We start from the raw sequence: 23,244 nt of genomic DNA on the forward strand, positions 1-23,244 counted from the left end.
AAAAAAACTGGAGGATAAAATATTGGCAAATAATGATACAATGAAAGAACTGTACAAGCGAACAGCGAATACAATTACTAGTAATGCAATAGAATGGAAAAAATTTTTAAAATTGACTGGGGCACTACACCGATATTCTTATATTGATAAGTTGATGATATTTGATCAGAATCCAGCTGTAACACAAGTTGCTACTGCGCAAGAATGGAATAAAATTGGGCGTTTAATTAAGCCAGATGGTGAGGGAATTACTCTTTTTGAAGATCAGAGTGATCTATTTAAACTTAAACAAGTCTATGATATTGAACATACTTATGGGGATGATAAAAATTTACCTGATTGGTCTGCAACAGAAGATGTCGCACTAAAAACGATACAAAAGATGTATGAACAAACTTTTGACACAGATATTGCGGTCAATTCAATGAGTACGGCACTTATTGAGTTAATCGATCATGGTGTCTTTCATTATGCACAACAAGAACAAACGATGATTGTGAAAGATCATTTGGAACTTATAGAAGAATCTATTAGTTATGCGATGGGGCAAAAAGCAACGTGGCTAAAACAGTTTACAGATGATGACTTACTAGAGAAAATTTCAACTGTTCGTCCTGGTATTGAATTGAATACGATCGGGTTTGTAACGAACAAGGTGACAGAAAGTTTATTAAATCATTTGCACGCAATCAAATTAGAACTAAGCTTAAAGGAGGAAAAGCAAAATGACAAACAAAAATATTCAGTTCTCGAACAACAAGAAATACGATCAACCACTTCAGGATTACGGAAGGATAGCCAAAGAATACCTAAAAGAGAAACAACCAGTTCGGTACACAACCTTAGTGATGGAGGGAACGTTGATGGAGTATCTTCACAAAATAGAGGATCAGTCAATCGATCACGAGATACAGCTGGAGAAACAAATACTAAACCAACGCCCATATCCAAAAACAGAAAATCCATTAGTGAAAGAAGCACACTTGAAAGTAATTCAAAGTCTAGCGAGAGAGCAAGTGACAGCGGAAATGCTGAAGATGATCGACAACAACTAAATAAAAAGCAAGAGAAGGTAGATGATGATAAAAATCTGCCTTCTCTTTTTGATTATGCAACCCGTGAGGATAAATCAGACAAAATCTATATGAACGAAATTGAAAAAAAGAAATATTTTTTGAGTGTATTAGCAAAAGGAACAAATATCGAAAATGGTAAATTTAGGATCTTTGATATGTACCAAAGAGAAATGAGTACCAAAAAACGAATATCTTTTTTGAAAAAGGAATATGGGGTAGGTGGATATGCTGAATCAAATCAACCTCATGTGTCCTTTGATAGCAAAGGAATAGCAATTAATTTTCCTGATAAGAAAGAATTGTATTCATGGGAAATAATTGAATCGTCATTGCAGCAATTGATCTATGAAGATGAGTATTTATCTGCAGATGAGAAAAAAGGCTTTTCTGTATATCTTGAAGAACTGCCAGTTTCTTTGAAAGATTTAAAAGAAATAGTTAAAGCAGGACCTCTTAAAATAAATGGTAAAGAAACGATCGCTGACTACTTCTTGGAAGAATCCAATCTAGAAAAACGTGCAGAAATGATTTCCAAACTTTATGGAACAGGAGGATTTCTTTCGAGTAAGACCCGATGTACAGTAGAATTTAATTTAGACTCAATGAGTATACAACCAAAAGGTAGACCGTCACCTTATTTTGTTCCGTGGTCTGTAATAGCTAAGCAGATTGAGTTATTGATACAAGATGGATCATATTTAAATAAAAGAAAATTTATTCAAGAAAATCGTCAAGAGATATCCCTATTTGATATTTATGATAGTAACGTTACACAAGATGAATGGAAAAACTCGCTAGTTCATAAATTGAAATCTAAGCCATTTTCAATAGAGTATTTGCATTTGATTTTAGAAGATCTGTCACTGACACTACCGCTAAAAGAACTCGGAACAGAGAATCATGATGAAGTGATTGAGTTTCTTGTACAAGAAAAATTCGCAACCTCAACTAATACAGACGCGAAGGTGAATTTCTCTCAAGAGGGACTAACAATAAAAATTACGCGTGTTGATGATACTCATTTTTTTAATTGGGATAAAATTGCAAAAGAAATGGTATATATTTTACCTTTCAAAGAAACTGATCTGATTCAACAAATAGAAAAAGAAGGTAAGGGAGAGGATATTGAATCTTCTCTTTTTGATTTTTCGTATGAAACTGATAATGGAACAGGTTCAGAAAAAGAACACTCCAATCCAATTTCAAATTATTACAATCAAGAACTGATACAGTATAAGGACAAAAAAAGAGAAAAATGTCGAGAAAATATTCAAGCTATTTCAACATTAAAAAAAATAGAACAGGGTGAGATCCAGTTAACTAAAGAAAGCCAGAAAATATTGGCTAAGTACTCAGGTTGGGGAGGGATTCAAGAAGTATTTGATGAGCGCAACAAATCATGGGCAGATGAATATAATCAACTGAAGTCTGTTTTAACAACTGAAGAATATGATCAAGCTCGTAAATCTGTACTGACTGCATTTTATACACCACCTGAGATTATTCACGAGATGTATCATGTATTAGAATCAATTGGCGATTATAGTGGAAAAAGTATATTAGATGCTGGTATGGGTACAGGAAATTTCTTTATGAACATACCAGATACCTTAAAAACTACAAAAAAAATTGGAGTTGAACTAGATTCCATAACTGGTCGGATAGCGACATGTCTGTTTCCTGAAGCAGAGATTCACAAAAAAGGGTATGAGAAAGTAGAATTAGCTGAAAAAATAGATGTTGTGATTGGGAATATTCCGTTTAATGATATTCGAGTACAGGATAAAAAATATGATAAATACAATTTCGCTATTCATGATTATTTTTTAGCAAAATCTATTGATCTATTAAAAGAAAATGGAATTTTAATGGTGATTACTTCTAGTTCTTCAATGGATAAACGTAATAGTAAAGCGAGGGACTATCTAGCAAAAAGAGCCAAATTTATTGGTGGTGTCAGGTTGCCTAAAACAGCATTTAAGCAATCAGCTGGAACAGAAGTTGTATCAGATATTCTTATCTTTCAAAAGAAATCATATAAAGAAATGATGCAGGAGTACGAAGCACCATATTGGGTAAATGCAATAGATCACCCTGAATATCAAGGATTATGGATGAATAACTATTTTGTACAAAACCCAGATCATATTCTTGGTCAGATCAGTATTAAAAACTTTCATGGGCAAACGCTAGATGTACTCCCTAGTGAAACTCAGACACTGCAAGAACAAATGAGAGCAGTTTTCGATAAACTCGTTAGTCATAAGTCGTTTGAGCAAACTAAAATTAATCCTGTATTGGTTAAGCGAGAAAAAAGTGTAGTGGATAAACCAAAGGAACCAAAAGGAATTGTCATACCTGAAGATGCTAGGAAATTTACCTTTTTGGACATTGACTCAGTTATTGTCTATCACCATAGCAATGGAAAATATGATCAAATACCTTCAGGAAACAAAAGAAATAAAATTCGCTTGATGCTTGAGGTTAAGAGGACATTGAACGATGTTATTCGTCTTCAGCAGCGGTCGTATACTACAACAGAGTTAGAAAAATCTTTAAGGGAATTAAATCGAACGTATGATACATTCACTGCAAAATATGGATATTTTAATGAGAAAAGAAACATACGCGATTTAAGGATGGATGATCAATATCCTTTATTAAGATCAATCGAAAAGGAAGAAAAAAATTCATTTGTAAAACAAGAAATTTTCTTTAAAGCAACGATCAAACCTCAAGAAACGATTACTCAAGTAGATTCTGCTTCTAAAGCATTAGACTTATCTCTAGCAAAATATGCAGCTGTTAATTTTGAATTTATGAGTGAAGTTTATCCTGGGCAATCGATTGATCAAATGATCAAAGAGTTAGATACACAAATTTATTTAAATCCAAGAAAAATCGAGAAAAATGGGTATGAGAATTCTTGGGAATATAGTGATGAATACCTCACAGGTAATGTAAAAGAGAAATTAACGATAGCCACTCTTGCAGAAAAAAGAGAAACAGATCCTACTCGCAAGATGCACTATCAAAATAATGTCAAGGCCCTAGAAAAAGCACAACCTAAACCGTTGCAGGCAGGGGATATCGATTTTCAACTGGGATCACCTTGGATTCCAACGAAATATTATAATCAGTTTCTATATGAATTACTAGAGATACCTGAAAAAAGACAGGGAACTTCTTTTGGACATATTTTTATTGATTACTTGGATCACAATTCCACGTGGAAGATTGTGGGGTATTCAAGGAATACAGGAGATATACGAGCGACAAAAACCTATGGAACTGCTAGAAAAAATGCATATGAAATTATAGAAGCAGCGTTAAACTTGCAAAAAGTAAAAGTGAACGATAAGGTTCGTGATCCAAATACAGGAAATATCAAATATGAACTAAACCCAGAACAAACTATGTTAGCTAGGGAAAAACAAGAAGACATTGAAGATGTATTTCACCAATGGCTATTTTCAGATGCAGAGCGTCGAACAAAACTTGTGACAATATACAACGAGCGATTTAACACCATTACCCCTAGAAAATACTCTGGTGAGAACCTTGTTTTTGATGACATGAATTTGCAGATGGCGCTACGTCCACACCAAAAGAATGTTGTTGCACGGATACTATATTCAGGTAAGGCATTGATGGCACATGAAGTGGGAGCTGGTAAAACGGCTGCAATGTTGTCAGCTGGTATGTATTTAAAGAAAAATGGGCTAATAAATAAACCGTTGTATGTTGTTCCCAACCACTTGACAGAACAATGGGGAAGAGAAATTTTAACATTTTATCCGAGTGCGAACATTTTGATCACGACCAAACGTGACTTTGAAAAAGAAAATAGAAATCAATTCGTTTCAAAAATTGCAACAGGGGACTATGATGCAATCATTATTGGTCACAGTCAATTTGAGCGAATTCCCTTAAGTAAAGAACGACAAGAGAAGATGCTACGTGAGCAGCTAACCGAAGTCACTCAAATAGTCAAAGAACTCAAAGAAAAAGATAATAAAAATTGGACAGTTAAGCAAATGGAAAAATTCAGAGACAATCTGAAGACAAGTCTAAAGAAGCTCGCAAACGAGGAGAAGAAAGACAATTTATTAACATTTGAACAATTAGGTGTTGATTTCTTATTTGTGGATGAAGCACATGTCTATAAAAATCTATTTACTTTTACCAAAATGAACAATGTCGCTGGTGTTGGGAAATCAAATAGCCAACGGGCCACTGATATGTTTAATAAGGTGCGATATATTCAAGAGAAACATGACGGTAAAAATATTGTTTTTGCAACCGGAACACCAATATCTAATTCGATGAGTGAAATGTATGTGATGCAACTTTTCTTACAACCAGAAGAGTTGTTTAGAAGAGGATTAACGTCTTTTGATGCCTGGGCAGCAACGTTCGGCCAAGTCGTTTCTTCTTTAGAAATTACACCTGAAGCAAGTGGTTATCGACTACGGGATCGATTTAAAAAGTTTCACAACTTACCTGAATTGATGAACATGTTTAATTTAGTTGCTGATATTCAAACGTCAGATATGCTGAAATTGCCAGTACCAAAACTGAAAACTGGAAAGGTCCAAACAATTCTGGCAGAAAAGAGTCCTTTTCAAGAAAGAATGATGGAAGAATTCGTTGCTCGTTCAGAAGCGATACGTTCAGGAAGTGTCAATCCTAGCGAGGATAATATGCTTAAGTTAACACATGAAGCAAAATTAATGGCTATCGATAGTCGATTAATAGATCCTAGTCAACCAAGAGATCCAGATTCAAAAATAAGTTTATGTTGCGAAAAAGTACATTCGATTTGGGAACGAACAAAAGAAAATCGGTCAACTCAAATGATTTTTTCCGATGCAGGTACACCTAAGAAAGATGTATTTAATGTTTATGATGAAGTGAAAAACCAATTGGTGGAAAAAGGGGTGCCGGCAAATGAAATAGCTTTTATTCACGATGCAAAGACTGATGTACAAAAGGATACTTTGTTTGAAAAAGTCAGGTCTGGAGAAATTCGAGTTCTATTGGGGAGTACACAAAAAGTTGGTACAGGTACGAATGTTCAAAACAAGTTAATTGCTGCACACCATATTGATTGTCCCTGGAAGCCTTCAGATCTCACACAACGAGAAGGACGAATTTTGAGACAGGGAAATGAAAATGAAGAAGTTGCTATTTACCGCTATATTACCAAAGGAACGTTTGATAGTTATCTTTGGCAGATCCAAGAACAAAAACTGACTTATATTTCACAAGTTATGACAGGAAAAAGTATTTCGAGATCGTGTGAAGACTTAGATGAAACAGTTCTGTCTGCAGGCGAAGTGAAAGCTATTGCAACAGAAAATCCTATGTTGGCAGAGAAAATGACACTTGATAATGAAGTCAGTCGATTACAGTTGCTACGTTCAGAGTGGGAGAATCAACGCAGTAGATTGGATACGGATGTTAGAATAACCTATCCTAATAAGCTTGCCAAGTTAAATGAAGATCTAAAAAAATACAAAATGGATAATGAGAGGTTACAAAAGAATCCGTTATCTGAATTCAAAATGACTATTGGAAGTACAGAATATACAGAGCGACAAAAAGCATTTGATGAATTATATTCTAAATATCAATTAACAGAAACAAACAGTTATGGAAAGGCCGTTATTTGTGGTGGAACGTATAGAGGATTCGAAGTGGAAATAGAGCGAAATGATTATGGACAAGATCAGTTAGTCTTAAAAGGGGAGCAGACATATCGAACGAACTTCACTTTAGATACAGGTATAGGGAATATTACTCGATTAACCAATTTGCCTGATCGAGTACAGGAGTTAGTAAGGATGACACATGAAGAAATTGAGGACACAAAGAAGCAAATTGTGAATGCGGAAGTAGAAGCGAATAAACCATTCACTAAACAAGATGAACTTAATCAAAAACTGAAAAGACAACGTGAATTAACGAAACAAATTGAATTAGATACGTTGAAAATGACACCACAGAAGAATACGCAATTACAAAAAAGTCTATAAAAAAAGGAAGCGAAACTCATAAAGGTTTCGTTCCTTTCAATACGTTTTTACGCTTTCGTTTTCCATAATCTATTGCGTCATTTTTTAGAAAAAGATTAACTTTACTGCGGCCTTCCCCTTTAGAGAAGAAAGCTTCTAAGTGATGACCTCTAACAGACTGTTTTAAACCATGTTCTGATTGATCGGTATACGACAATACTTCATGTTTGGTCAATAAATTGTCACTTAGCCATTTCTGAAATTCTTTTCTATTAGTTTTCATTAGCGAAAAGAGTAAGGAGTCTACTTCTTTTGAAGAGTATCGTTTTTCCGTCATAACCTAGTCTCCAATGATCAAATTTAAGTCATTCTAACATATCCATTCAGGCATGTAAAATTTTATATGGTATATAAAGGAAAATAAGAACCCCAGTAAAGTGGGCTCTTATTTTCTTTTGTTTTGTGCATATTCCTTTAAGTCGTCAACATGATATAGACGAATTGTTGCTCGTTTTCCATGTTTGATTTCAAAGAAGGGTTTGATTGCACCTAGTTTTACAGACTGATCAAATCCACCTTGAGATTGACCTGTAATTTTGGCCCCTTCAGTTTTATCGACTATAAATTCACGAAGATATTCTTGAACAGCTTTTTTCTCTGGAATTGTCATGGAGAATACCTCATTTCATTATTCTAAAGATAGTATACTTTCTTTCAAAATATTAGTCAATATACTATGATTAGCATACTAGATATGGTATAATGAATTAAGGAATTGAGAAGGGAATGTTTGCTATGGCAAATCCAATGAAATTGTTACTATTCATATTCTATGGATTGTTTGTGTATGAATACTGTTGGTCTGTTTTTATGACAAAGGTTATCTTACGACTTTTCTTAAAAAAGTGGGAGGAAGCTTCACGTTATAGCGACAATTTTGATGACATTTTTGCGAAATATGATGAATTAAAACAGGAATATGATTTAAAAATGAATTCTTTCAAAATTTTAGCGAATGGATCATATATTGTTTTATTGTTATTAGTTTTAAAAATTCTATTTAGTTAAAAAGGAGAGAACTGGAATGATTAATAATGTTGTATTAGTTGGACGTTTAACAAAAGATCCTGATTTACGTTACACAAAAGGAGGAGATGCAGTCGCAACCTTTACACTCGCTGTAAACAGAAACTTTACAAATCCGAATGGTAAACGAGAAGCTGATTTTATTAACTGTGTCATTTGGAAAAAGCCGGCAGAAACAGTGGCTACTTATGTAGGCAAAGGAATGATGCTCGGAATTACAGGACGAATTCAAACAAGAAATTATCAAAATCAACAAGGCCAACGTGTGTATGTGACGGAAGTAGTATGTGAGTCCTACCAATTATTTGAGTATCGTTCTGCTTCAGTACAAAAAAATTCAGGAAACAATGATTCTAATCAACCAACTGATCATGGACAACCAAACTTTGACAAAAATGTTGATTTATTCAGTGGGACCGGATCGACAATTGATATCTCAGATGATGACTTACCCTTTTGAAGAAACACATAGAGGGAAATCAGATCCAGAAGCAATATTAGAAGTAGCTAAAAATTTAAAAGACAGGAATAAGAGTTTTCAACCATCGATGGATGGCTTGGACCCAAGAGGTTTTAATCGAAAGTAGAAGGGAGTAAGGAAAGCTCTTTTTAAAAAAAGAAAGGATTGTTGAATGTGACAGATCAAGAAAAAGTAATTTTTAGTGCATACACTGGTATTTATATCTATGAAAATATTTGTGCAATTCATGAGTATATTGAATCAAAGGTTAATAGGACCCTATTTTCTCATGAACTGATTGACCCAATAATTCAAAAAGAAATCAGGGAGAAAGTATCTAGCGATTACAACAAAATCGATGTAACTGAACGAGAGAGAGTAGCACGATCCATTTATGAATAGGCTAATAAGTTAAGGAGGAATGAAAGATGTTTATTTTAAACGAATTATTTTCAAGTGTAGGTTTGTTAATTAAATTAGTAGTTAATTTCGTATTGGCAGCACTTCTATATCCAATCCAAGTGATTAGTTCATTTCTTATGAATGGAGCGATTCAGGGAGATTTTACGGAAGGTGGATCTACGTTCATTATACTCAGTTTACTATTTTTGCTTATTGGTGCATGTCTAAGCCTTATAGGGTATGTCATTAAAGGTGGGTTCCTTTTGTTTATCGTCTCAATCAGTTCAGTTTACGTTTTAGGTTTATTGGTATGTATTTTCCTCTTTACCTGGTTGATCAGCAAAATTTTTAAGAATTTAGATCGATACAAAAGTATCCTCATAGCGGCTTTCAAAGCAAAGGTGCATATCACTAAAAACAATGCGTAAAAGAAGGGATTGATAAGAGTGCATGAAAAACAATGCGTATGCGAAACTTGTCGCAATAGAAAACGAATTGAACAGCAGAACCCAGGAAAAGAAATAGGCATGCAATATGCTTTGTGGGCATTTGCGGAAGGACATACACTTCTAGTAAGTGCAGAGGAGATTGAGTTTCTTGAGGAAGAAGACAATCAGGTCGTTCTAGAGACGAACGGTAAGGATGAAACGAGTATCTACACGATCGCATATGGTGTATTTAGAAGCCAAACGAATTGGCATGATAATTTTTACGATCTAACTCTAGCAAAAGGCGCGTCATATTTTTATTTGGATAGACAATCTAATCAATTAAGAGAAGCTGTTATTATAGATTTCATTGTTATTTCTAGGGATAAGAACTTCGCCAAAGTTTGTTTATTGGTAAAAACCAACAAAAGACTTCAGTTTCCCGAAAATAGTGATGAACTTTCTATCACGCTAACAAAGTTGATGCCAGAGCTGGGGAATCAATTAAACAACTTGATCTTTGCAAGAATAGAGTATGGAACGTTTCGTTTAGATCAAGGTATGGTTATAGAAAATGAAAATAGAGCAGCTTGGAGAAAGTTTGTTGATGAGAGTTGTTTTTTTGAGATTGAGTATGATCGGCTCTTATTTTTTTCGAAAGAGAATAAGTAAACTCGTAGATTAATAAAAATGAATTCAAAGGATGTTCAGTTGATGAAAAAAAGAAGAGAAATTATAGTAGACAACTTCGCCGGTGGTGGCGGTGCCTCTACTGGAATTGAAATGGTTCACGAAGAGTCTTTAAATTGGGAGTCATATGAGAACATGAGTGAGTTGGATAAGATGTATTGGGATCAAGAGCTGTGGTTTGAAAATCACCCTAAAAATCTATGAAAAATTAGTACAAATTAAAACAAATTTGAGTAAGGAGACAGGTAGAGTATGATAAATACAAACTTTGTTTTATCAATAATGTCATTATTGATCCTAGTGATAGGAACTCTTTTTATTGATAATAGTAGTTGGGTTATTTTTGGTTGGGGGATGCAATTCGTGACTTTTGTCAATGCAATGAGTTTAGTGTTTGATCTTTATAAAAAGAAAAAATAAGCAGCATATTTTTGTTGAACAAGTAATGTCACTTTATGAGAGGTGAAACATGAGTAATTATATTAAAAATTTTGAAAACTATTTGAAGGATATAGAAGAACAAGAGGATGTTTTTGATAAGGATACTAGAAAATGCCGTATATACGGTTGTACTCAATTTAATGGATGCCCTGGAGGCTGTTACTGGATCACTGATGATTTGTGTAGTCATTGTTTGAAATACTCTGACACTGACATTGATCCGATGATATCAGAAAAAATGAATGATTAAGTAAAACAAAGTTTTTTTAAATAAAAAGAGAGAAGGAATTTATAATGAAAAATGTATATCTAATTAATGAAACTGACTATATCGTAGCAAACAATAGTCAAGAAGCTGTGAATGCATATGCCGATCAAACAGAAGTGGATATCGATAGTGTAGAGCAATTAGACCCTGAAAAAGAGTGTTTATGGTCAGAGCTAAAAGACTACTCCAAAGAATATATCACTTCTAAATCCATAAGATTAGATTTTAGTAATATAAAAAATTCTAATGCAATCGAACTAGGAACACTGACAGTAGCTGATGGGGTATTAGTGGAATGGAGGAACATGAACGAAGTAATCGAAGAAGAAACAGAAGAACTTCCGTATCTACTAATGTCTAAAGCATAGTCGATTTCTTTCGAGATTGGGAAATACTGTGCTATTCAAATAAAAAAATGACAATTTAAATAGAAAAAATGATATATAAATTGTTGAGAAAAGCTTTATAAATATAGCTGATTTTCATAGACTGGAACAATAAGAGAGGAGGTATTTCTTATGATTTTGATTACGGGTATTCTAACTTTTTTTAGTCTATTAGCTGTTTGGATCATTTATGATGTTGTAAAGGAAATGGTCGACTATCACAAACAATAGTGTTCAACAAAAAATAGTAAATTCTATTTTTGTGTATTTCGACATAGTTATTTGAAGCAACAAGACTATTCTTTTTTAAATAAAAAGACCGGCATTTTCAGTGGTCCACTAAGAAAAGTTAAACAAACGTGTCTTCCTTTGCTTGTAGACCAATTGTAAATCATATAGAATGATGCTAGCGGAACTTTCCGCCACATCATTAATCTGTCTTAGATCAGTCCCAATGTTCTGAGGCGGATTTTTTAACGCCTTATTGTCATACAAAATACACACATATTTATGAATGCCATTTGAGTATAAGTTAAATACAGTTTATACTAGAACTAAGACGAATGTCTGACTTTAAAAGCATGAAGGGACGCTATGATAGAAAAAATCATGGTGTCTTTTCATTTATATTTACATAGTAAAGAAGCTAATAGTGGAAATTTCTCTCATAAATGATTACGTTCAATTAATAAATTGAGAAAAATAATCAGCTTTTTGTGTTAAAATGATAAAGAAACGTATTCAATCAAATTCAAAAGGAGAGATGAATAAAATGGCAGGAGATCGTATTAAATTATCGCCACAAGAACTACGCACGTCCGCAACAAAATACACAGATGGATCAAATCAGGTAAATGATATTCTACAAAAACTTCAATCAGAACAAGACACGATTCAAGGAAATTGGGAAGGCTCAGGGTTTGATAGCTTCAATGATCAATTCGCTGCTTTAAAACCAAAAGTAAGCGAGTTTGCCGAATTATTAGAACAGATCAATAAGCAGTTAAACGAAGTGGCTCAAATCATGGAGGAAACGGATCAAAACATTTCTTCTGCGATAGGTAGAGGGCTATAACAACAAATAAACAGGAACCCTTAGGAAGGTTCCTGTTTTTCTCTAAACTGTGATTTCAAATTGAGGAATAGCTAGGAGCGGTTGAAATGAAAAAGAAGCATAAAATTTCTTTAGTAGTAGGAATTGCAGTGCTTGCAATATTAGCTGTAGGAGGAAAAATATATATGGATAATAAATCATTTAATGATGAAATGGTGGATATTGTACATACACACAAATCGATAGTAGAAAAAGAACTAAGAAGTGAAGATCCTTCTAATAGAATAAAAAAAATTGAGATTGATGACTCTACGATAAAACATAATCCCATGGGGGGCATAATGTTTGAAGGGTTTGTTAATGGTCAAAGAGAGTTATCATTCTCAACAGGATTTAGGAAATATAATATGTCTGATAATGGTGAATATAGTGATATTGAATCTACAGGAATAGATATAACCGCAGAATTGTCTGATTATTTGTCAGGAGGTAGTAGTGGTGACAAGTAATTTCACAGATAAAGACAGAGAAAATATAGCTTGGAAACAGTATTCTGATTATAAAGAAGGTCAATCTGTCAATATTCCGGATAAAGGAACGATTGGATATGTGTCAAAGGTTGTAAATAATAAGGAGACTGGAGAACAGTCCTATATTATTACAGATATACGATTACCTGAAAATCCCACACAAGCGCAATTAGAAAGTGTAAAAAACGTTACGGTTCTTTATAGAGGGTCTACAGCACCTTTTAGTGGAGACGATTGGACGACAGACTGGTTTAAAAATGATATACCTATAGCAAAGCAAATCGTAACAAACGATTTTACAGGACCAACCTCACAATTAAAATCAGCAGCTGAAACGCTTAACCAACAGATGGGACGCTATCCAAATGCTTATTTTGATATATATGGTCATTCTCTAGGATCAATGAATGGCCAATATGCTCTTGCAGAAAGTGATTTTCCTGAGCGTATACGTAGTGCCTATCTATACCAAGGACCAAATATCTATGGTTTATTGACAAAGGAACAAAAGCTACAAGCAGATAAATTGAGAGACCAGGTTTTTAATTATGTAGATTTTCAAGATATGATCCCAATCGGCTATGACCTGAAAGGAATAGGAATCATTATACCAGTAAACTCTAAAGATGATGTAGGGTTCACAGATCGTCATATGTGGGGCGGGTATCAGTATGATAAAAATGGAAATTTAAATGTACCTGAAGGGAAAATGATCGCAATAAGAACCGCTCAAACAAAGATTTTTATCAATGATCAATTGAATACTTTGAATAAGCTAGCGGCTAAATTGAAAGCAAGTGGTGGCGGATTGTCTTCTTCTGAAGAAATCTTTTTAGATAGTCAACGCGTCTTGGCTATTGCTAATGGTGTCTATCAACTAGTGGAACAAGCAATCCAAGATTTATCAAAAGAATATGATTCAATAATTGAAGAAATTGGAGAGTTATGGAATAAAACACTGGATACAGCTAGAAATACGGGAGCACATTTGAATGAAAGTGAAGTTATTGCTGCATTGTCAGCTGGTGGATGTACAAAGCAAACACTAGTCACTCAGCCAGTTAACGATCTTAAAGACAAGCTTTCTGAAATTAAGAATATTGGTGCAGATTATGTTTCGTTAGTGGATCAAATCAAAGCAGGCGTTGCAGAACAGTTGGCAGCTGATCAAGATCTTGCAAGGCAGGTGGCCAATATATGACTAAAGATATAGAGAGAGTTAAACTTGAAAAAACATTAGAAACTCTAGAATCAGACTTTCTGAAGAGAAAAAGAACGTATGAAGAACAAGAAGAAGAGTTGATGTATGGATGTGATCAGACCAATCGACTATTTGATGATCTTGCAGACTCAACGATATACTATTTAAGAAAGTTTGAAGTAGAAGATTATGAATTTAGAAGTGCAATGTCTATTATAGAACAAAACAAAGAAGAGCTTCTAGTAGAAATCAAGCAAGAGCAAAGAAAGCGTGAATCAGCCTTTGAAGAGCAAAATTATGCCTATCAGAAGCAACGTAATGAGTTAGAAGACAAGATACTTAGCGTTAGGAGTGAATAAAGATGGATCTAGGGGTACTAGTTGGCGGTGCAGCGTTAGATACATTGCTAAAAGAAAGACAAAAACAAGCAGAGAAAGCAATTATTCAGGCTTCAGTTGCGAGTGCTGCGCTTTCAAAAATGCAGGGGAAAGTAAACAAAATAGAGCAAAGTACAAAAGATACGATGAATGTTACTAAATCAAGTGTCAATAATGTAACAACAGATATGTCTAGTTCCCTTAAAGGTTCCTGGGGAGATAGAGCAAAAGAAAGTTTTGCGAAAAACAGTGAGAAACTAGATAGTATTTAATCAGATGAGTGAGTTGATCTTCCCTAATATAAATAGAAAGAGAGTAAAAATAGGATACCAGATCAAGGTATCTTATTTTTGTAGATAATGTTCAATAGGGTATAGGCAATTGACCGTTTTGTGAACGCTGCTCTTACAAGGTTATTCAGTGTTTAATAGAGTTGCTCAATAAAGAAAAGAAAAACCATCAATTTTTTTGTCTATGGTATAATAAAAAAGTAGAAAGTTTATGGCGGTGGCACTTCTTCTAAAAAAGGGGGAGAGGCCTATGTTTTTCATTGTTTTCTTTTTCCCTGGAAAGGGATAAACATTGTCTGTTTATGAAGCGTTGATGTTTGCGATAGCTTTCGCAACATTGATACTGAAGATCAGTAACAAAAACAATAAAAAATAGAACCGTCATAATCTTCAGCATGGATTAACGGTTCTATTTCTATTATTCGGCTGCCGCTTTAAACGGGCTACATAAGAGGGATATGTTGAAGCATATCTCTCTTTTCATTTGTATTATAACATAAATCATACGTATAAACCAAACGTATGATTTATACGTATGAAAATGTATTGATTTAGATAATGTATTACATAGAAACTATCAATCAATTAATTTGAAAGTCGCTTAGAATCGTTCTCTGAAGCACTAAGATCAAGCTTTCGCTTGATTTTATAGACTGTTTCTCTTGATACATGATTTTTTTTAGCGATATGGACCACCGGATCACCAGCTGCAAGCATTGAAACAATATTATGATAGATAATTTGTTTTTGTGGATCGGGAGAATCTTCAGTATAAACGGTTGGCCGTCCTTTGTAGATTCCTTTTGCTTTAGCTGCTGCAATTCCTTGTCGTTGTCGGTCTCTAATTTTTTCACGTTCATTTTGAGCAATATAGCTGAGTAGAGATAAAAACATATCAAACATGGCTTTGTCTAGTAAATTATTGCCGGTGTTGAAATTTAAAAATGGTGCGTCTAAGAAGTTTACTTCTATATTATTGTTTCTGAAATAAAGAACTGTTTCTTTGATGTCGTCGTAATCTCTTCCCAAGCGATCAAGAGAGTCAAAAAAGAGAATATCCCCTTCCCTGGCGTAACTTAATAATTTTTGGAACTCTGGTCTGTTTGTATTCTTTCCACTGATCTTTTCTTGGAAGATTTTTTCAACTTGGAGTTTTTCCATTTCAATAATTTGCCGATCAAAATTTTGATCGATCGATGAGACACGAATATAACCAATTTTAGTCATTTTTTTCTCCTTTTTGAAACTGAATAATAGGCATGTATAATGGACAGTCGTAAATAGTGTAACATAGCGTTTTTAGGAAGTCCATTTTAAGTATACTCAAAAATGACAATAAATAATGTTTCTTTAATTAAAACAATAAATATTGTCTAATAGTAGTAGACAATATTTATTGTTTTTCGGAGGTGAGAAAGTAAAGTGATCAATTTAACAGAATTAGAAATAATGACGTTTCCTGAAGCAAGTGAACGATGGAATCGAGAGCGGACGTATGTCTTTCAAAAATATTTTAGTTCTCAAGATAAATTCCTACCAGGATCAGTTGATGTCATTGGGAATGGTAAAGGAACTTGGATCATTACGAAAGAAGGAATGGAACATTTAACGGGTCAAACCGAGAAGGAAGCAAATACAGGCTTATGGCGTGTAATCGTAGAGTTTGATTTCAGGATATTAGAGGAACACAGCTGCGACTCTGAAGGAGAAGCAAAAAGTCTTCTTAAAACGTTAACTAGAAAAGAATTAATGAAACGATCACCGGAGCTGCTTGATAAAGTTGAGTTCTCCTACTTAGATAAGCAGAAGCGAAATTATGGTGTTAGGATTGCTGGTAATACACTAATCTATTCAAAAAAGGTCAGCAAGAAATAAAAAATTGGAGGAGTAGAAAATGGCAAGAAAAGCATATGATCAATGGAAAATAGAACATACTCAATTTAATCGATCAGAAGTATTCTATGTAGAATGCGATTGTGGTGAATTAGCCCAAAGTGCCTTTCCAAAGAACTATTTTGAATGTTCAGAATGTGGGAAAAGATACGCACTGCATTATGGTGATTATGTTGAAATTGAGCAAAAAAAATGAGAGCGATGGAACTATTAACTATCCTGTCAGTCGATTTTCAGCATGATGTTGTCCAGGACATCAAGGTGGAACTTCAGAACAAAATAGCTCCAATTGGCAAAGTAGAGCAGCAAGAAGGTTGCCTGGTATTAATGGCCACTGATGGGAACATGAAACCGTTGACAACTAAAGAGATAGTGACAACTTTGATGTTAAACAAATCACTGCAACTGGTTAAAAAGGCTGAAATTAGTGAACCAATATACGGTTGTAGGGTTGTTGATCGTTCGCTAATATTGTAAACTAAATCTAACGGACTAGCTTAATGCGTCAGACTGGAGGAACGAGTGGAGAAAATCCCACCACAGTTACCGAAAACTTATTTTGTTCGGAGCGGTTATTTCAAAGGTTGGTTGAAAATTGATCCTAATTGGACGAAAAAAGAATTTAAAGCAGTGAAAGAGTATCTAAGTTCTAAAGAAGAAAAGATTAAAAAATAAATTAAAATTTTATAGACCACTAAGTTAGTTCGCGTGTAGAGAAGATTTTTTCATTCTAAAAAACAAAAAAGAGTATGGCTCCTATGTCAATACTCCGAACAAAAAAAGGCGAAAGAATTGCTTAATGCTCATTAAAAATAATAAATAAAAGAGACGTGTGAACCAATGCCTCTAAATTAGACGGCACATTTCTCTACTGATCAAAAGAAGACGCACTTAAATAACCCCTTCAATCGTCTTTTTTTGAAAAAAGGGGACGTTACTAAGCAACAAGAGAAATTCGATCTGTATTGTACCAACGAATGTAACTGTCAATGCCAACGATGGCTTCCTCAAGTGTTTTAAAGGATTGGAAATTCACATATTCGCGTTTCAAAATAGAGTGGAAGCTCTCTATTCTTGCGTTGTCCCCTGGACAACCTTTTCTTGAATAAGAATGCTTTATTTTTTTATTCGTTAATGTCTGATTAAATAAGTCGCTTGTGTATTGGCTTCCCATGTCGCTGTGTACTATTTCTATTCCTTGTGCCTGTAAATTTACTTTTTCTAGCACGCTTGTTGCTAATTCTTTCGTCATGTGGGCACCAACTTTATGAGCAATAACCCGACGGGTTTCTGGATGATAGAGACTGGCTAAATACGCCCACTTTCCTCTCACTGGAATATACGTGATATCCGTTAAAAGAACCTTAGACCAATCACTCTTTTTTCTGATTAGATTAGGTAATTGAGCGACTTCAGTATAAGATTTAGGTTTTTTCATTTTCTTTATCATCCGAGAGTGAATCCCTAATTCACGCATTAAACGATAAATTAGGTAACGACTGACAGGGATATTCAGTTCTTCTTTAAAATATTTTGTCATTCTTGGATATCCATACATCGGATAGGCTAACCAGGATTTCAATACCTTTTCTTTTATCTGTTGGCGTCTGCGCATTCGATCGCTAGGCATCCAGTTTAAATACGCATAATAGGTGGTTCTTGGGATTTTAAGAACCCTTAAAATACGAGTAATGCGGTGCTTTGCTTCTAAATTGACACGAACGACTCGTAAGACAGTCGCTCGTCCTTTGGCCATCAACTCTTTGCCAAAAGCACCGCCGCTCGCTTTAAAATAGCATTTTCTTCTTTCAAGCGTTTATTTTCTTTTAGCAATTCTTGCTCTTTTATTGAAAGAACATTTCGATCCAATGGATCTGCCTGCCGTATCCATTTCGTAAGTGTAGAGACACTTACATTGTATTCTTTCGATAGTGAGTTCGCAGACCGACCGGTCTGACTTAATGAAATCATGGATTCTCTAAACTCTTTTGAATATCTTGTAGCTGTGTTTTTTGTCTGCATAATAAAAACTCCTTTAATAGATTATAGCGAACAACTTGTCCGTATTTCTAGTATAGGAGCCTAAATCTCTTAAACGCAATCCCGTTCAACAATTGGTAAAAAAGGTTCAATCAACAGAAACACCCGAAGATGATATTCATGTTGCTTGGTATGTCATTTCGGGATCAGGATCACGTATAGAAGAGGCAGAAATTGCCTTTATTAAATGGTTGCAAGAGAAAAAAGTACCTGTGATTATTGTTCTAACAAAATCTTATGATTTAAATGAAGCAATTTTATTAAAAGATCAAATTGAACAACTGCTTTCAATAGTAAAAGGAGTAGTTATAGTGCTTGCAAAAGAGACAGAGACACAATCAGTTTTTGGGATTGAAGACTTAATTCAGACAACTGTCAATTGTTTACCAGAAGGACTACAGGCGTCTTTTATTCATTCACAAGAAGCTTCGATTGGTGTCAAACATAAAGAAGCTATTAAGATTGTAACTACTACGATGGCAGCTAATTTTGGAACAGGGTTTACTCCAGTACCAGGAACAGATGCTCCTATAATGATGACCTCTCAGTCAGTGATGATCACGAAAATAACATCAATTTATGGTATCGATATTGATAAGCAAAAAATTGAAACGGCGCTTGCGGGAATGTTAGGTGTTTATACGGCAATGATTTCTGGAAAAGCAATTGCTGGGGGTATTGCTAAAATGGTACCCGGAATTGGTACTATTGGTGGTGGATTGATTTCTGGCGGAGTAGGAATGGTTATCACTGGAGCATTAGGATTTGCTTATATAGAATTAATGGAATTAGTTTTGAAAGGACAAGTAGATTTAAGTACGATCACACCAGATGCGCTAACAGATGTTTTAGTGGAGTTACTACCTAAATATTTACCAAACAATCAATAGAAGCAATTCAATATTTTTTGTTTGTAAGTTAGAAAGAAACGTTTAAAGGAAGGGAAAAAATGAATAGAGATTGGCAAAAATTGAAAAAATCTTCAAATCAAATTCCTACGAATGAATCATTACTTCCCTACATTTTGGAAGTACTAAAAAATGGCGAAGAAGTAACAAATCAAGTGGTCATTAAAAGAGTGAACGAGTTTTTAAAAATTCCAGAATCAATCTCGGCAATCAAATATCCCAAATATCCAGACAGTGAGGGTATATTGACGAACAGGTTTAGTTTTGCATTGAGTACATTATACAAGGCTAAGGCAATTGAACGTCCCAACCGAGGTATTTATAAGATTACTGAAGAAGGCTTATCTTTGTTAAACCAATTTGGGGAGAATTTAACGAAGAAAATAGTAGAACAACAACCGTCTTATAAAGAATATATGGAGGAACTAGCAGTTAGAAACGAGCGTTCAGGGAATAGATTAATTTTAAAAAATGACTCTAAGACAATAAATAATGAAGTTGAGGCGCTCATTACTACTCAAAATAATGAAGTAGCTATTGAACTTTTGGATAAAGTACGCTTAGTAGAACCTTATTTCTTCGAGAAACTTGTAGTTGATTTACTTGTTTCAATGGGTTACAGTGGCGAAAATGGTGAGGCAAAAGTAACAAGTCGAACAAATGATGGTGGGATCGATGGCATTATAAATCAAGATCCTTTAGGAACAAGTACTGTATATATTCAAGCAAAAAGATATAAAGAATCGAATACAGTCAGCCGTCCAGATATTCAGTCTTTTTATGGGGCACTTGCAGGAGTTAATGCAGATAGAGGGGTTTTTATTACAACGTCTAAATTTTCTATCGGAGCACAAGAATTTGCAAAAAATCAAGGAATTGTTCTAATTGATGGAATAAAGCTTACAGAATTAATGATGCAGTACAGCGTCGGTATTGAGGAAGCAAAAGTTTATAAACAGTTTCGCATTAATAACGACTATTTTGAAGAGAATACTTGAAGGAATTTTAAAAATAATTATTATACCGCAGCAGCATGCAATAAGTGCATGTTGTTTTTTTGTCTTCAAGGAAAATATCTCATGCTAGACAAGGGGAACGTAAGTTTGTATACTGTTTGTATTAAATCATTCGAAAAAGGTGAGGTTAATGAAATTTGACTACGAAAAAGAACCAAGCAGAGATATCCTTTGTATCGACTGTAAATCATTTTATTCTAGTGTAGAATGTGTGGAACGTGGTCTACACCCTCTTAAAACGATGCTAATTGTAATGAGCGGTGCAGAAAATGCTGGAGGCTTAGTGTTAGCGGCCTCTCCCCTCGCAAAAAAAGTATTAGGAATATCCAATGTGACTCGCTCAAACGAAGTGCCTTATCACAAGGATTTATTGATTGTCCCTCCCCGTATGTCCTATTATATGGCTAAAAATGTAGAGATCAATCAGATTTATAAATCGTTTGTTGCAGATGATGATCACGCTGTTTTTAGCGTTGATGAATCGTTTCTTGATGTGACCAATTCTCTTAAATTATTTGGCTGTAAAAATGCGTATGAAATGGCTCAGTTGATCCAGCACAAAGTAAAGGATCAAACAGGCATTTATGTAACGGTAGGAATTGGGGAAAATCCGCTTTTGGCGAAGCTTGCTTTAGATAACGACGCAAAGCATAGCAAGGACTTTATCGCAGAGTGGCGTTATGAGAACGTGCAGGAAAAAGTTTGGGGTATCCACCCTATGACTGAGTTTTGCGGTATCGGTAATCGCACAGTTAGGAGACTTAATTGGTTGGGAATTAGGACTATCAAAGAAATTACTGAAGCCGATCCCTACCGATTAAAACGAGAATTTGGTGTAATGGGTTTACAGCTGTATGCACATGCTCATGGGATCGATCGCAGTTTTTTAGGTCAACGAAAACCAGCTGCTAAAATGGATAAATCTATAGGCAATAGCCAGGTACTCCCTAGAGATTATACTCGACAAGATCAGTTAGAACTCGTGTTAAGAGAAATCGCTGATCAAGTTGCTACCAGGTTACGCAGCAGTCACTTAAAAACGGGCTGTGTCGCTGTATCAGTGGGCTACTCTAAAGGATATATTGACAAGCAAGGAAGATCAGGATGGCGAAAACAAATGAAAATACAGCTCTCTAATAATACAAGGATCCTATCGGAATATGTCATTCAGTTATTCCGGTCTGAATACAACGGCCAAGATGTACGACACGTTGGTATCTCGTACTCAAAATTAGAAAAAACGGACTCCCTTCAGTTGGATTTATTTTCAGATCCTGAAGAAGAATTTAGTGAGCAGCGCTTAGACTTTTTAATCGATGCTATCCGGAAGAAATATGGCTTTAAATCGCTAATACATGCCTCTTCCCTGCTTGACGGAGCGACGGCCGTTTCAAGATCAGGTTTAATTTCGGGTCATGCTGGAGGAAATGTCGGGGTGCAATCATGAAACGGACTAAGAAGGAGTTTTTTGACTACAATGAATATCGTGATCGTGGGATGGCGTATAAATGGGATACAGCATTTGCTATAGGTGAGCTTCAAGAAGGAATTAAGGAGTCTTCTGCAGAATCAAGTAGAGATTTAGAACGTCTCCCCCAACAGGACAGAAAATATATTGAATACTGCCTAGAACGTTCGATGAAGCATAACAAGATACTAGAGGTACAATTGAACGAATTGGATGAATTAGGACGTGTAAAGGAGCCTATATGGGGAAATTTTAGAGGTTTTTGTGATCTGGATGTTCTTTTGATTGGTGATCAATATGTAGATTATGGAAATATCCGATATATCAAGATACACGACTTTAGGAAATGGTTAGCTGATCCGGAAGATGCCAATACCTCCCCTTTTGAAGATCAGTATACAGAGACTAAAATCTCTGAACAAGTAAAGATAGATGCTGCATTTACGGAATATTTTACTGACAATGAATGGATTGAATAAGAGGTTTAAGTTTAGAAAAAGCCACTTTCTATAAAAATAGAAGTGGCTTTTTTTATATAATTCAAAGATATTTGCTGATATTCAGTTGGTTAGATTCAATTATAAGAGTAACTTAACTACATTTCTACAGAACAATACACCTCCATAGACTATTTTTTTAAAAAAATAGTTTTGTGGCTTTACGTTTTTATTGATATAGTGTATAATCACATTATCAAAGTTAATAACAATCATACTAACGTTAACAATAACATTAATGCTAATATGTTTGTTAGCAATCATATTAGCATTAGAAAGGGAGAGATTTATGGAGGATATTTTAAAAAAAATAAAATGGATTGTTGGTTCGGAACTAACGACGTATGAGATTGAGCGACAAACTGGTATTTCGCGAGCTACCATAGCAAACATGAGAAAGAAAAAAGATACATATGACTATTCAAAAATGTCATTACAAAATGCAATAACTTTGAGTAAATATTATGACTCGATACGAGAATCTTCTCAAATCTTCCAGGATCAAGGTGGATTTATCTCTTTTACAACTTCTTTGGATCGATGGCTTACTAAGGCAGCAAGCATGGAGAATGAATCTGATGAAATGAGAATTATCATTACGAAGCTTAAGGACCTGACACTAAAAGATATGGATTTACTACAAGATTTATACAGTTTGTACAAAGATTCAATTGTTAGAGACAGCAGTACTAATTCAGATAATAAGGAGTGATACA

27 protein-coding genes are annotated in these 23,244 nt (G+C 34.6%); 23 read left to right on the forward strand and 4 right to left on the reverse strand.

Going from position 1 to position 23,244, the window contains the following annotated elements; genetic code table 11:
• The first annotated feature begins 22 nt into the window (after nucleotides 1–22).
• A complete protein-coding gene (locus CC204_RS21955; RefSeq protein WP_229677513.1) occupies nucleotides 23–7,114 on the forward strand; it encodes an Eco57I restriction-modification methylase domain-containing protein in 7,092 nt (2,363 codons plus the stop codon).
• 16 nt (nucleotides 7,115–7,130) lie between these two features.
• Here CC204_RS21955 and CC204_RS19760 read toward each other — a convergent pair whose 3' ends face one another.
• Complete coding sequence (locus tag CC204_RS19760) at nucleotides 7,131–7,430, reverse strand: hypothetical protein (protein WP_088271849.1); 300 nt, start codon at nucleotides 7,428–7,430, stop codon at nucleotides 7,131–7,133.
• 108 nt (nucleotides 7,431–7,538) lie between these two features.
• Nucleotides 7,539–7,763, reverse strand: a complete 225-nt coding sequence (locus CC204_RS19765; protein WP_088271850.1) for a hypothetical protein — start codon at nucleotides 7,761–7,763, stop codon at nucleotides 7,539–7,541.
• A gap of 125 nt (nucleotides 7,764–7,888) precedes the next feature.
• On the opposite strand from CC204_RS19765, the gene CC204_RS19770 reads away from it, so the two are divergent.
• From CC204_RS19770 to CC204_RS19830, 13 genes are all read left to right on the forward strand, one after another.
• The gene (locus CC204_RS19770; RefSeq protein ID WP_157894340.1) at nucleotides 7,889–8,161 is read left to right on the forward strand and encodes a hypothetical protein; all 273 of its coding nucleotides are present in this window, start codon (nucleotides 7,889–7,891) and stop codon (nucleotides 8,159–8,161) included.
• A gap of 16 nt (nucleotides 8,162–8,177) precedes the next feature.
• Complete coding sequence (gene ssb / locus CC204_RS19775) at nucleotides 8,178–8,639, forward strand: single-stranded DNA-binding protein (protein ID WP_088271852.1); 462 nt, start codon at nucleotides 8,178–8,180, stop codon at nucleotides 8,637–8,639.
• A 174-nt stretch (nucleotides 8,640–8,813) separates the two neighbouring features.
• Nucleotides 8,814–9,041, forward strand: coding sequence for a DUF7736 domain-containing protein (locus CC204_RS19780; protein WP_088271853.1), 228 nt, complete (start codon nucleotides 8,814–8,816; stop codon nucleotides 9,039–9,041).
• Between the two features lie 26 nt (nucleotides 9,042–9,067).
• Nucleotides 9,068–9,469: a hypothetical protein gene (locus CC204_RS19785; protein WP_088271854.1), complete on the forward strand. Its 402-nt coding sequence runs from the start codon at nucleotides 9,068–9,070 to the stop codon at nucleotides 9,467–9,469.
• An 18-nt stretch (nucleotides 9,470–9,487) separates the two neighbouring features.
• Entirely contained in the window at nucleotides 9,488–10,141 is a 654-nt protein-coding gene (locus CC204_RS19790) for a hypothetical protein (protein WP_088271855.1), read from the forward strand.
• Between the two features lie 18 nt (nucleotides 10,142–10,159).
• Nucleotides 10,160–10,363, forward strand: a complete 204-nt coding sequence (locus CC204_RS19795; protein WP_157894341.1) for a hypothetical protein — start codon at nucleotides 10,160–10,162, stop codon at nucleotides 10,361–10,363.
• A 265-nt stretch (nucleotides 10,364–10,628) separates the two neighbouring features.
• Complete coding sequence (locus tag CC204_RS19800; RefSeq protein ID WP_088271857.1) at nucleotides 10,629–10,850, forward strand: hypothetical protein; 222 nt, start codon at nucleotides 10,629–10,631, stop codon at nucleotides 10,848–10,850.
• A 44-nt stretch (nucleotides 10,851–10,894) separates the two neighbouring features.
• Nucleotides 10,895–11,236, forward strand: a complete 342-nt coding sequence (locus tag CC204_RS19805; protein ID WP_088271858.1) for a hypothetical protein — start codon at nucleotides 10,895–10,897, stop codon at nucleotides 11,234–11,236.
• Nucleotides 11,237–12,026: 790 nt separating this feature from the next.
• On the forward strand, nucleotides 12,027–12,329 hold the full coding sequence (locus CC204_RS19810) for a WXG100 family type VII secretion target (RefSeq protein ID WP_088271859.1): 303 nt from the start codon (nucleotides 12,027–12,029) through the stop codon (nucleotides 12,327–12,329).
• An 86-nt stretch (nucleotides 12,330–12,415) separates the two neighbouring features.
• A complete protein-coding gene (locus CC204_RS19815; RefSeq protein WP_088271860.1) occupies nucleotides 12,416–12,817 on the forward strand; it encodes a DUF1310 family protein in 402 nt (133 codons plus the stop codon).
• On the forward strand, nucleotides 12,807–14,039 hold the full coding sequence (locus CC204_RS19820; protein WP_088271861.1) for a hypothetical protein: 1,233 nt from the start codon (nucleotides 12,807–12,809) through the stop codon (nucleotides 14,037–14,039). Before CC204_RS19815 ends, CC204_RS19820 begins: the two co-directional genes overlap by 11 nt.
• Nucleotides 14,036–14,398, forward strand: a complete 363-nt coding sequence (locus tag CC204_RS19825; RefSeq protein ID WP_088271862.1) for a hypothetical protein — start codon at nucleotides 14,036–14,038, stop codon at nucleotides 14,396–14,398. The genes CC204_RS19820 and CC204_RS19825 overlap by 4 nt, the downstream gene beginning before the upstream one ends.
• Before the next feature lie 2 nt (nucleotides 14,399–14,400).
• On the forward strand, nucleotides 14,401–14,688 hold the full coding sequence (locus CC204_RS19830; RefSeq protein ID WP_088271863.1) for a hypothetical protein: 288 nt from the start codon (nucleotides 14,401–14,403) through the stop codon (nucleotides 14,686–14,688).
• A gap of 603 nt (nucleotides 14,689–15,291) precedes the next feature.
• On the opposite strand, the gene CC204_RS19835 is transcribed toward CC204_RS19830, so the two are convergent.
• Nucleotides 15,292–15,933, reverse strand: coding sequence for a recombinase family protein (locus tag CC204_RS19835; protein WP_088271809.1), 642 nt, complete (start codon nucleotides 15,931–15,933; stop codon nucleotides 15,292–15,294).
• Between the two features lie 195 nt (nucleotides 15,934–16,128).
• Here CC204_RS19835 and CC204_RS19840 point away from each other — a divergent pair, with 195 nt between their 5' ends.
• Genes CC204_RS19840 through CC204_RS21275 form a run of 4 tightly spaced genes read left to right on the forward strand, consistent with a single transcriptional unit; the run spans nucleotide 16,129 to nucleotide 17,274 of the window.
• The gene (locus CC204_RS19840; RefSeq protein WP_088271810.1) at nucleotides 16,129–16,581 is read left to right on the forward strand and encodes a helix-turn-helix domain-containing protein; all 453 of its coding nucleotides are present in this window, start codon (nucleotides 16,129–16,131) and stop codon (nucleotides 16,579–16,581) included.
• Nucleotides 16,582–16,600: 19 nt separating this feature from the next.
• A complete protein-coding gene (locus tag CC204_RS19845) occupies nucleotides 16,601–16,795 on the forward strand; it encodes a transcriptional regulator (protein WP_088271811.1) in 195 nt (64 codons plus the stop codon).
• A complete protein-coding gene (locus CC204_RS19850; RefSeq protein WP_088271812.1) occupies nucleotides 16,792–17,076 on the forward strand; it encodes a hypothetical protein in 285 nt (94 codons plus the stop codon). Before CC204_RS19845 ends, CC204_RS19850 begins: the two co-directional genes overlap by 4 nt.
• A 45-nt stretch (nucleotides 17,077–17,121) precedes the next feature.
• Nucleotides 17,122–17,274: a hypothetical protein gene (locus tag CC204_RS21275; protein ID WP_157894335.1), complete on the forward strand. Its 153-nt coding sequence runs from the start codon at nucleotides 17,122–17,124 to the stop codon at nucleotides 17,272–17,274.
• 262 nt (nucleotides 17,275–17,536) lie between these two features.
• On the opposite strand, the gene CC204_RS19855 is transcribed toward CC204_RS21275, so the two are convergent.
• A protein-coding gene (locus CC204_RS19855) for an IS3 family transposase (RefSeq protein ID WP_120308903.1) occupies nucleotides 17,537–18,621 on the reverse strand; the annotation gives its coding sequence in 2 pieces (ribosomal slippage) (nucleotides 17,537–18,384 and nucleotides 18,384–18,621; 1,086 coding nt in all).
• Between the two features lie 92 nt (nucleotides 18,622–18,713).
• Here CC204_RS19855 and CC204_RS19865 point away from each other — a divergent pair.
• The 5 genes from CC204_RS19865 (at nucleotide 18,714) to CC204_RS19885 (ending at nucleotide 23,240) form a co-directional block, all read left to right on the forward strand.
• Nucleotides 18,714–19,529 (forward strand): hypothetical protein, encoded by an 816-nt coding sequence (locus CC204_RS19865; protein WP_088271813.1) that lies wholly within the window; start codon nucleotides 18,714–18,716, stop codon nucleotides 19,527–19,529.
• A 59-nt stretch (nucleotides 19,530–19,588) separates the two neighbouring features.
• A complete protein-coding gene (locus tag CC204_RS19870) occupies nucleotides 19,589–20,545 on the forward strand; it encodes a restriction endonuclease (protein ID WP_088271864.1) in 957 nt (318 codons plus the stop codon).
• Nucleotides 20,546–20,693: 148 nt separating this feature from the next.
• The gene (locus tag CC204_RS19875; RefSeq protein ID WP_088271865.1) at nucleotides 20,694–22,010 is read left to right on the forward strand and encodes a Y-family DNA polymerase; all 1,317 of its coding nucleotides are present in this window, start codon (nucleotides 20,694–20,696) and stop codon (nucleotides 22,008–22,010) included.
• Nucleotides 22,007–22,510 carry a hypothetical protein gene (locus tag CC204_RS19880; RefSeq protein WP_088271814.1) on the forward strand — a complete coding sequence of 168 codons (504 nt, stop codon included), beginning with the start codon at nucleotides 22,007–22,009 and terminating at the stop codon, nucleotides 22,508–22,510. Before CC204_RS19875 ends, CC204_RS19880 begins: the two co-directional genes overlap by 4 nt.
• 307 nt (nucleotides 22,511–22,817) lie before the next feature.
• Nucleotides 22,818–23,240 (forward strand): hypothetical protein, encoded by a 423-nt coding sequence (locus CC204_RS19885; protein WP_088271815.1) that lies wholly within the window; start codon nucleotides 22,818–22,820, stop codon nucleotides 23,238–23,240.
• The last annotated feature ends 4 nt before the right edge of the window (nucleotides 23,241–23,244 follow it).

It is taken from the genome of Enterococcus wangshanyuanii (assembly GCF_002197645.1).
GTDB lineage: Bacteria > Bacillota > Bacilli > Lactobacillales > Enterococcaceae > Enterococcus_L > Enterococcus_L wangshanyuanii.

Bases quoted from the DNA above. Each gene is read 5' to 3' on its own strand.
- CC204_RS19760 (WP_088271849.1), bottom strand. From the start codon at position 7,430: ATGACGGAAAAACGATACTCTTCAAAAGAAGTAGACTCCTTACTCTTT.
- CC204_RS19765 (WP_088271850.1), bottom strand. From the start codon at position 7,763: ATGACAATTCCAGAGAAAAAAGCTGTTCAAGAATATCTTCGTGAATTT.
- CC204_RS19770 (WP_157894340.1), top strand. From the start codon at position 7,889: ATGGCAAATCCAATGAAATTGTTACTATTCATATTCTATGGATTGTTT.
- ssb (WP_088271852.1), top strand. From the start codon at position 8,178: ATGATTAATAATGTTGTATTAGTTGGACGTTTAACAAAAGATCCTGAT.
- CC204_RS19785 (WP_088271854.1), top strand. From the start codon at position 9,068: ATGTTTATTTTAAACGAATTATTTTCAAGTGTAGGTTTGTTAATTAAA.
- CC204_RS19795 (WP_157894341.1), top strand. From the start codon at position 10,160: ATGAATTCAAAGGATGTTCAGTTGATGAAAAAAAGAAGAGAAATTATA.
- CC204_RS19800 (WP_088271857.1), top strand. From the start codon at position 10,629: ATGAGTAATTATATTAAAAATTTTGAAAACTATTTGAAGGATATAGAA.
- CC204_RS19805 (WP_088271858.1), top strand. From the start codon at position 10,895: ATGAAAAATGTATATCTAATTAATGAAACTGACTATATCGTAGCAAAC.
- CC204_RS19810 (WP_088271859.1), top strand. From the start codon at position 12,027: ATGGCAGGAGATCGTATTAAATTATCGCCACAAGAACTACGCACGTCC.
- CC204_RS19815 (WP_088271860.1), top strand. From the start codon at position 12,416: ATGAAAAAGAAGCATAAAATTTCTTTAGTAGTAGGAATTGCAGTGCTT.
- CC204_RS19825 (WP_088271862.1), top strand. From the start codon at position 14,036: ATGACTAAAGATATAGAGAGAGTTAAACTTGAAAAAACATTAGAAACT.
- CC204_RS19830 (WP_088271863.1), top strand. From the start codon at position 14,401: ATGGATCTAGGGGTACTAGTTGGCGGTGCAGCGTTAGATACATTGCTA.
- CC204_RS19835 (WP_088271809.1), bottom strand. From the start codon at position 15,933: ATGACTAAAATTGGTTATATTCGTGTCTCATCGATCGATCAAAATTTT.
- CC204_RS19845 (WP_088271811.1), top strand. From the start codon at position 16,601: ATGGCAAGAAAAGCATATGATCAATGGAAAATAGAACATACTCAATTT.
- CC204_RS19850 (WP_088271812.1), top strand. From the start codon at position 16,792: ATGAGAGCGATGGAACTATTAACTATCCTGTCAGTCGATTTTCAGCAT.
- CC204_RS19870 (WP_088271864.1), top strand. From the start codon at position 19,589: ATGAATAGAGATTGGCAAAAATTGAAAAAATCTTCAAATCAAATTCCT.
- CC204_RS19875 (WP_088271865.1), top strand. From the start codon at position 20,694: ATGAAATTTGACTACGAAAAAGAACCAAGCAGAGATATCCTTTGTATC.
- CC204_RS19880 (WP_088271814.1), top strand. From the start codon at position 22,007: ATGAAACGGACTAAGAAGGAGTTTTTTGACTACAATGAATATCGTGAT.
- CC204_RS19885 (WP_088271815.1), top strand. From the start codon at position 22,818: ATGGAGGATATTTTAAAAAAAATAAAATGGATTGTTGGTTCGGAACTA.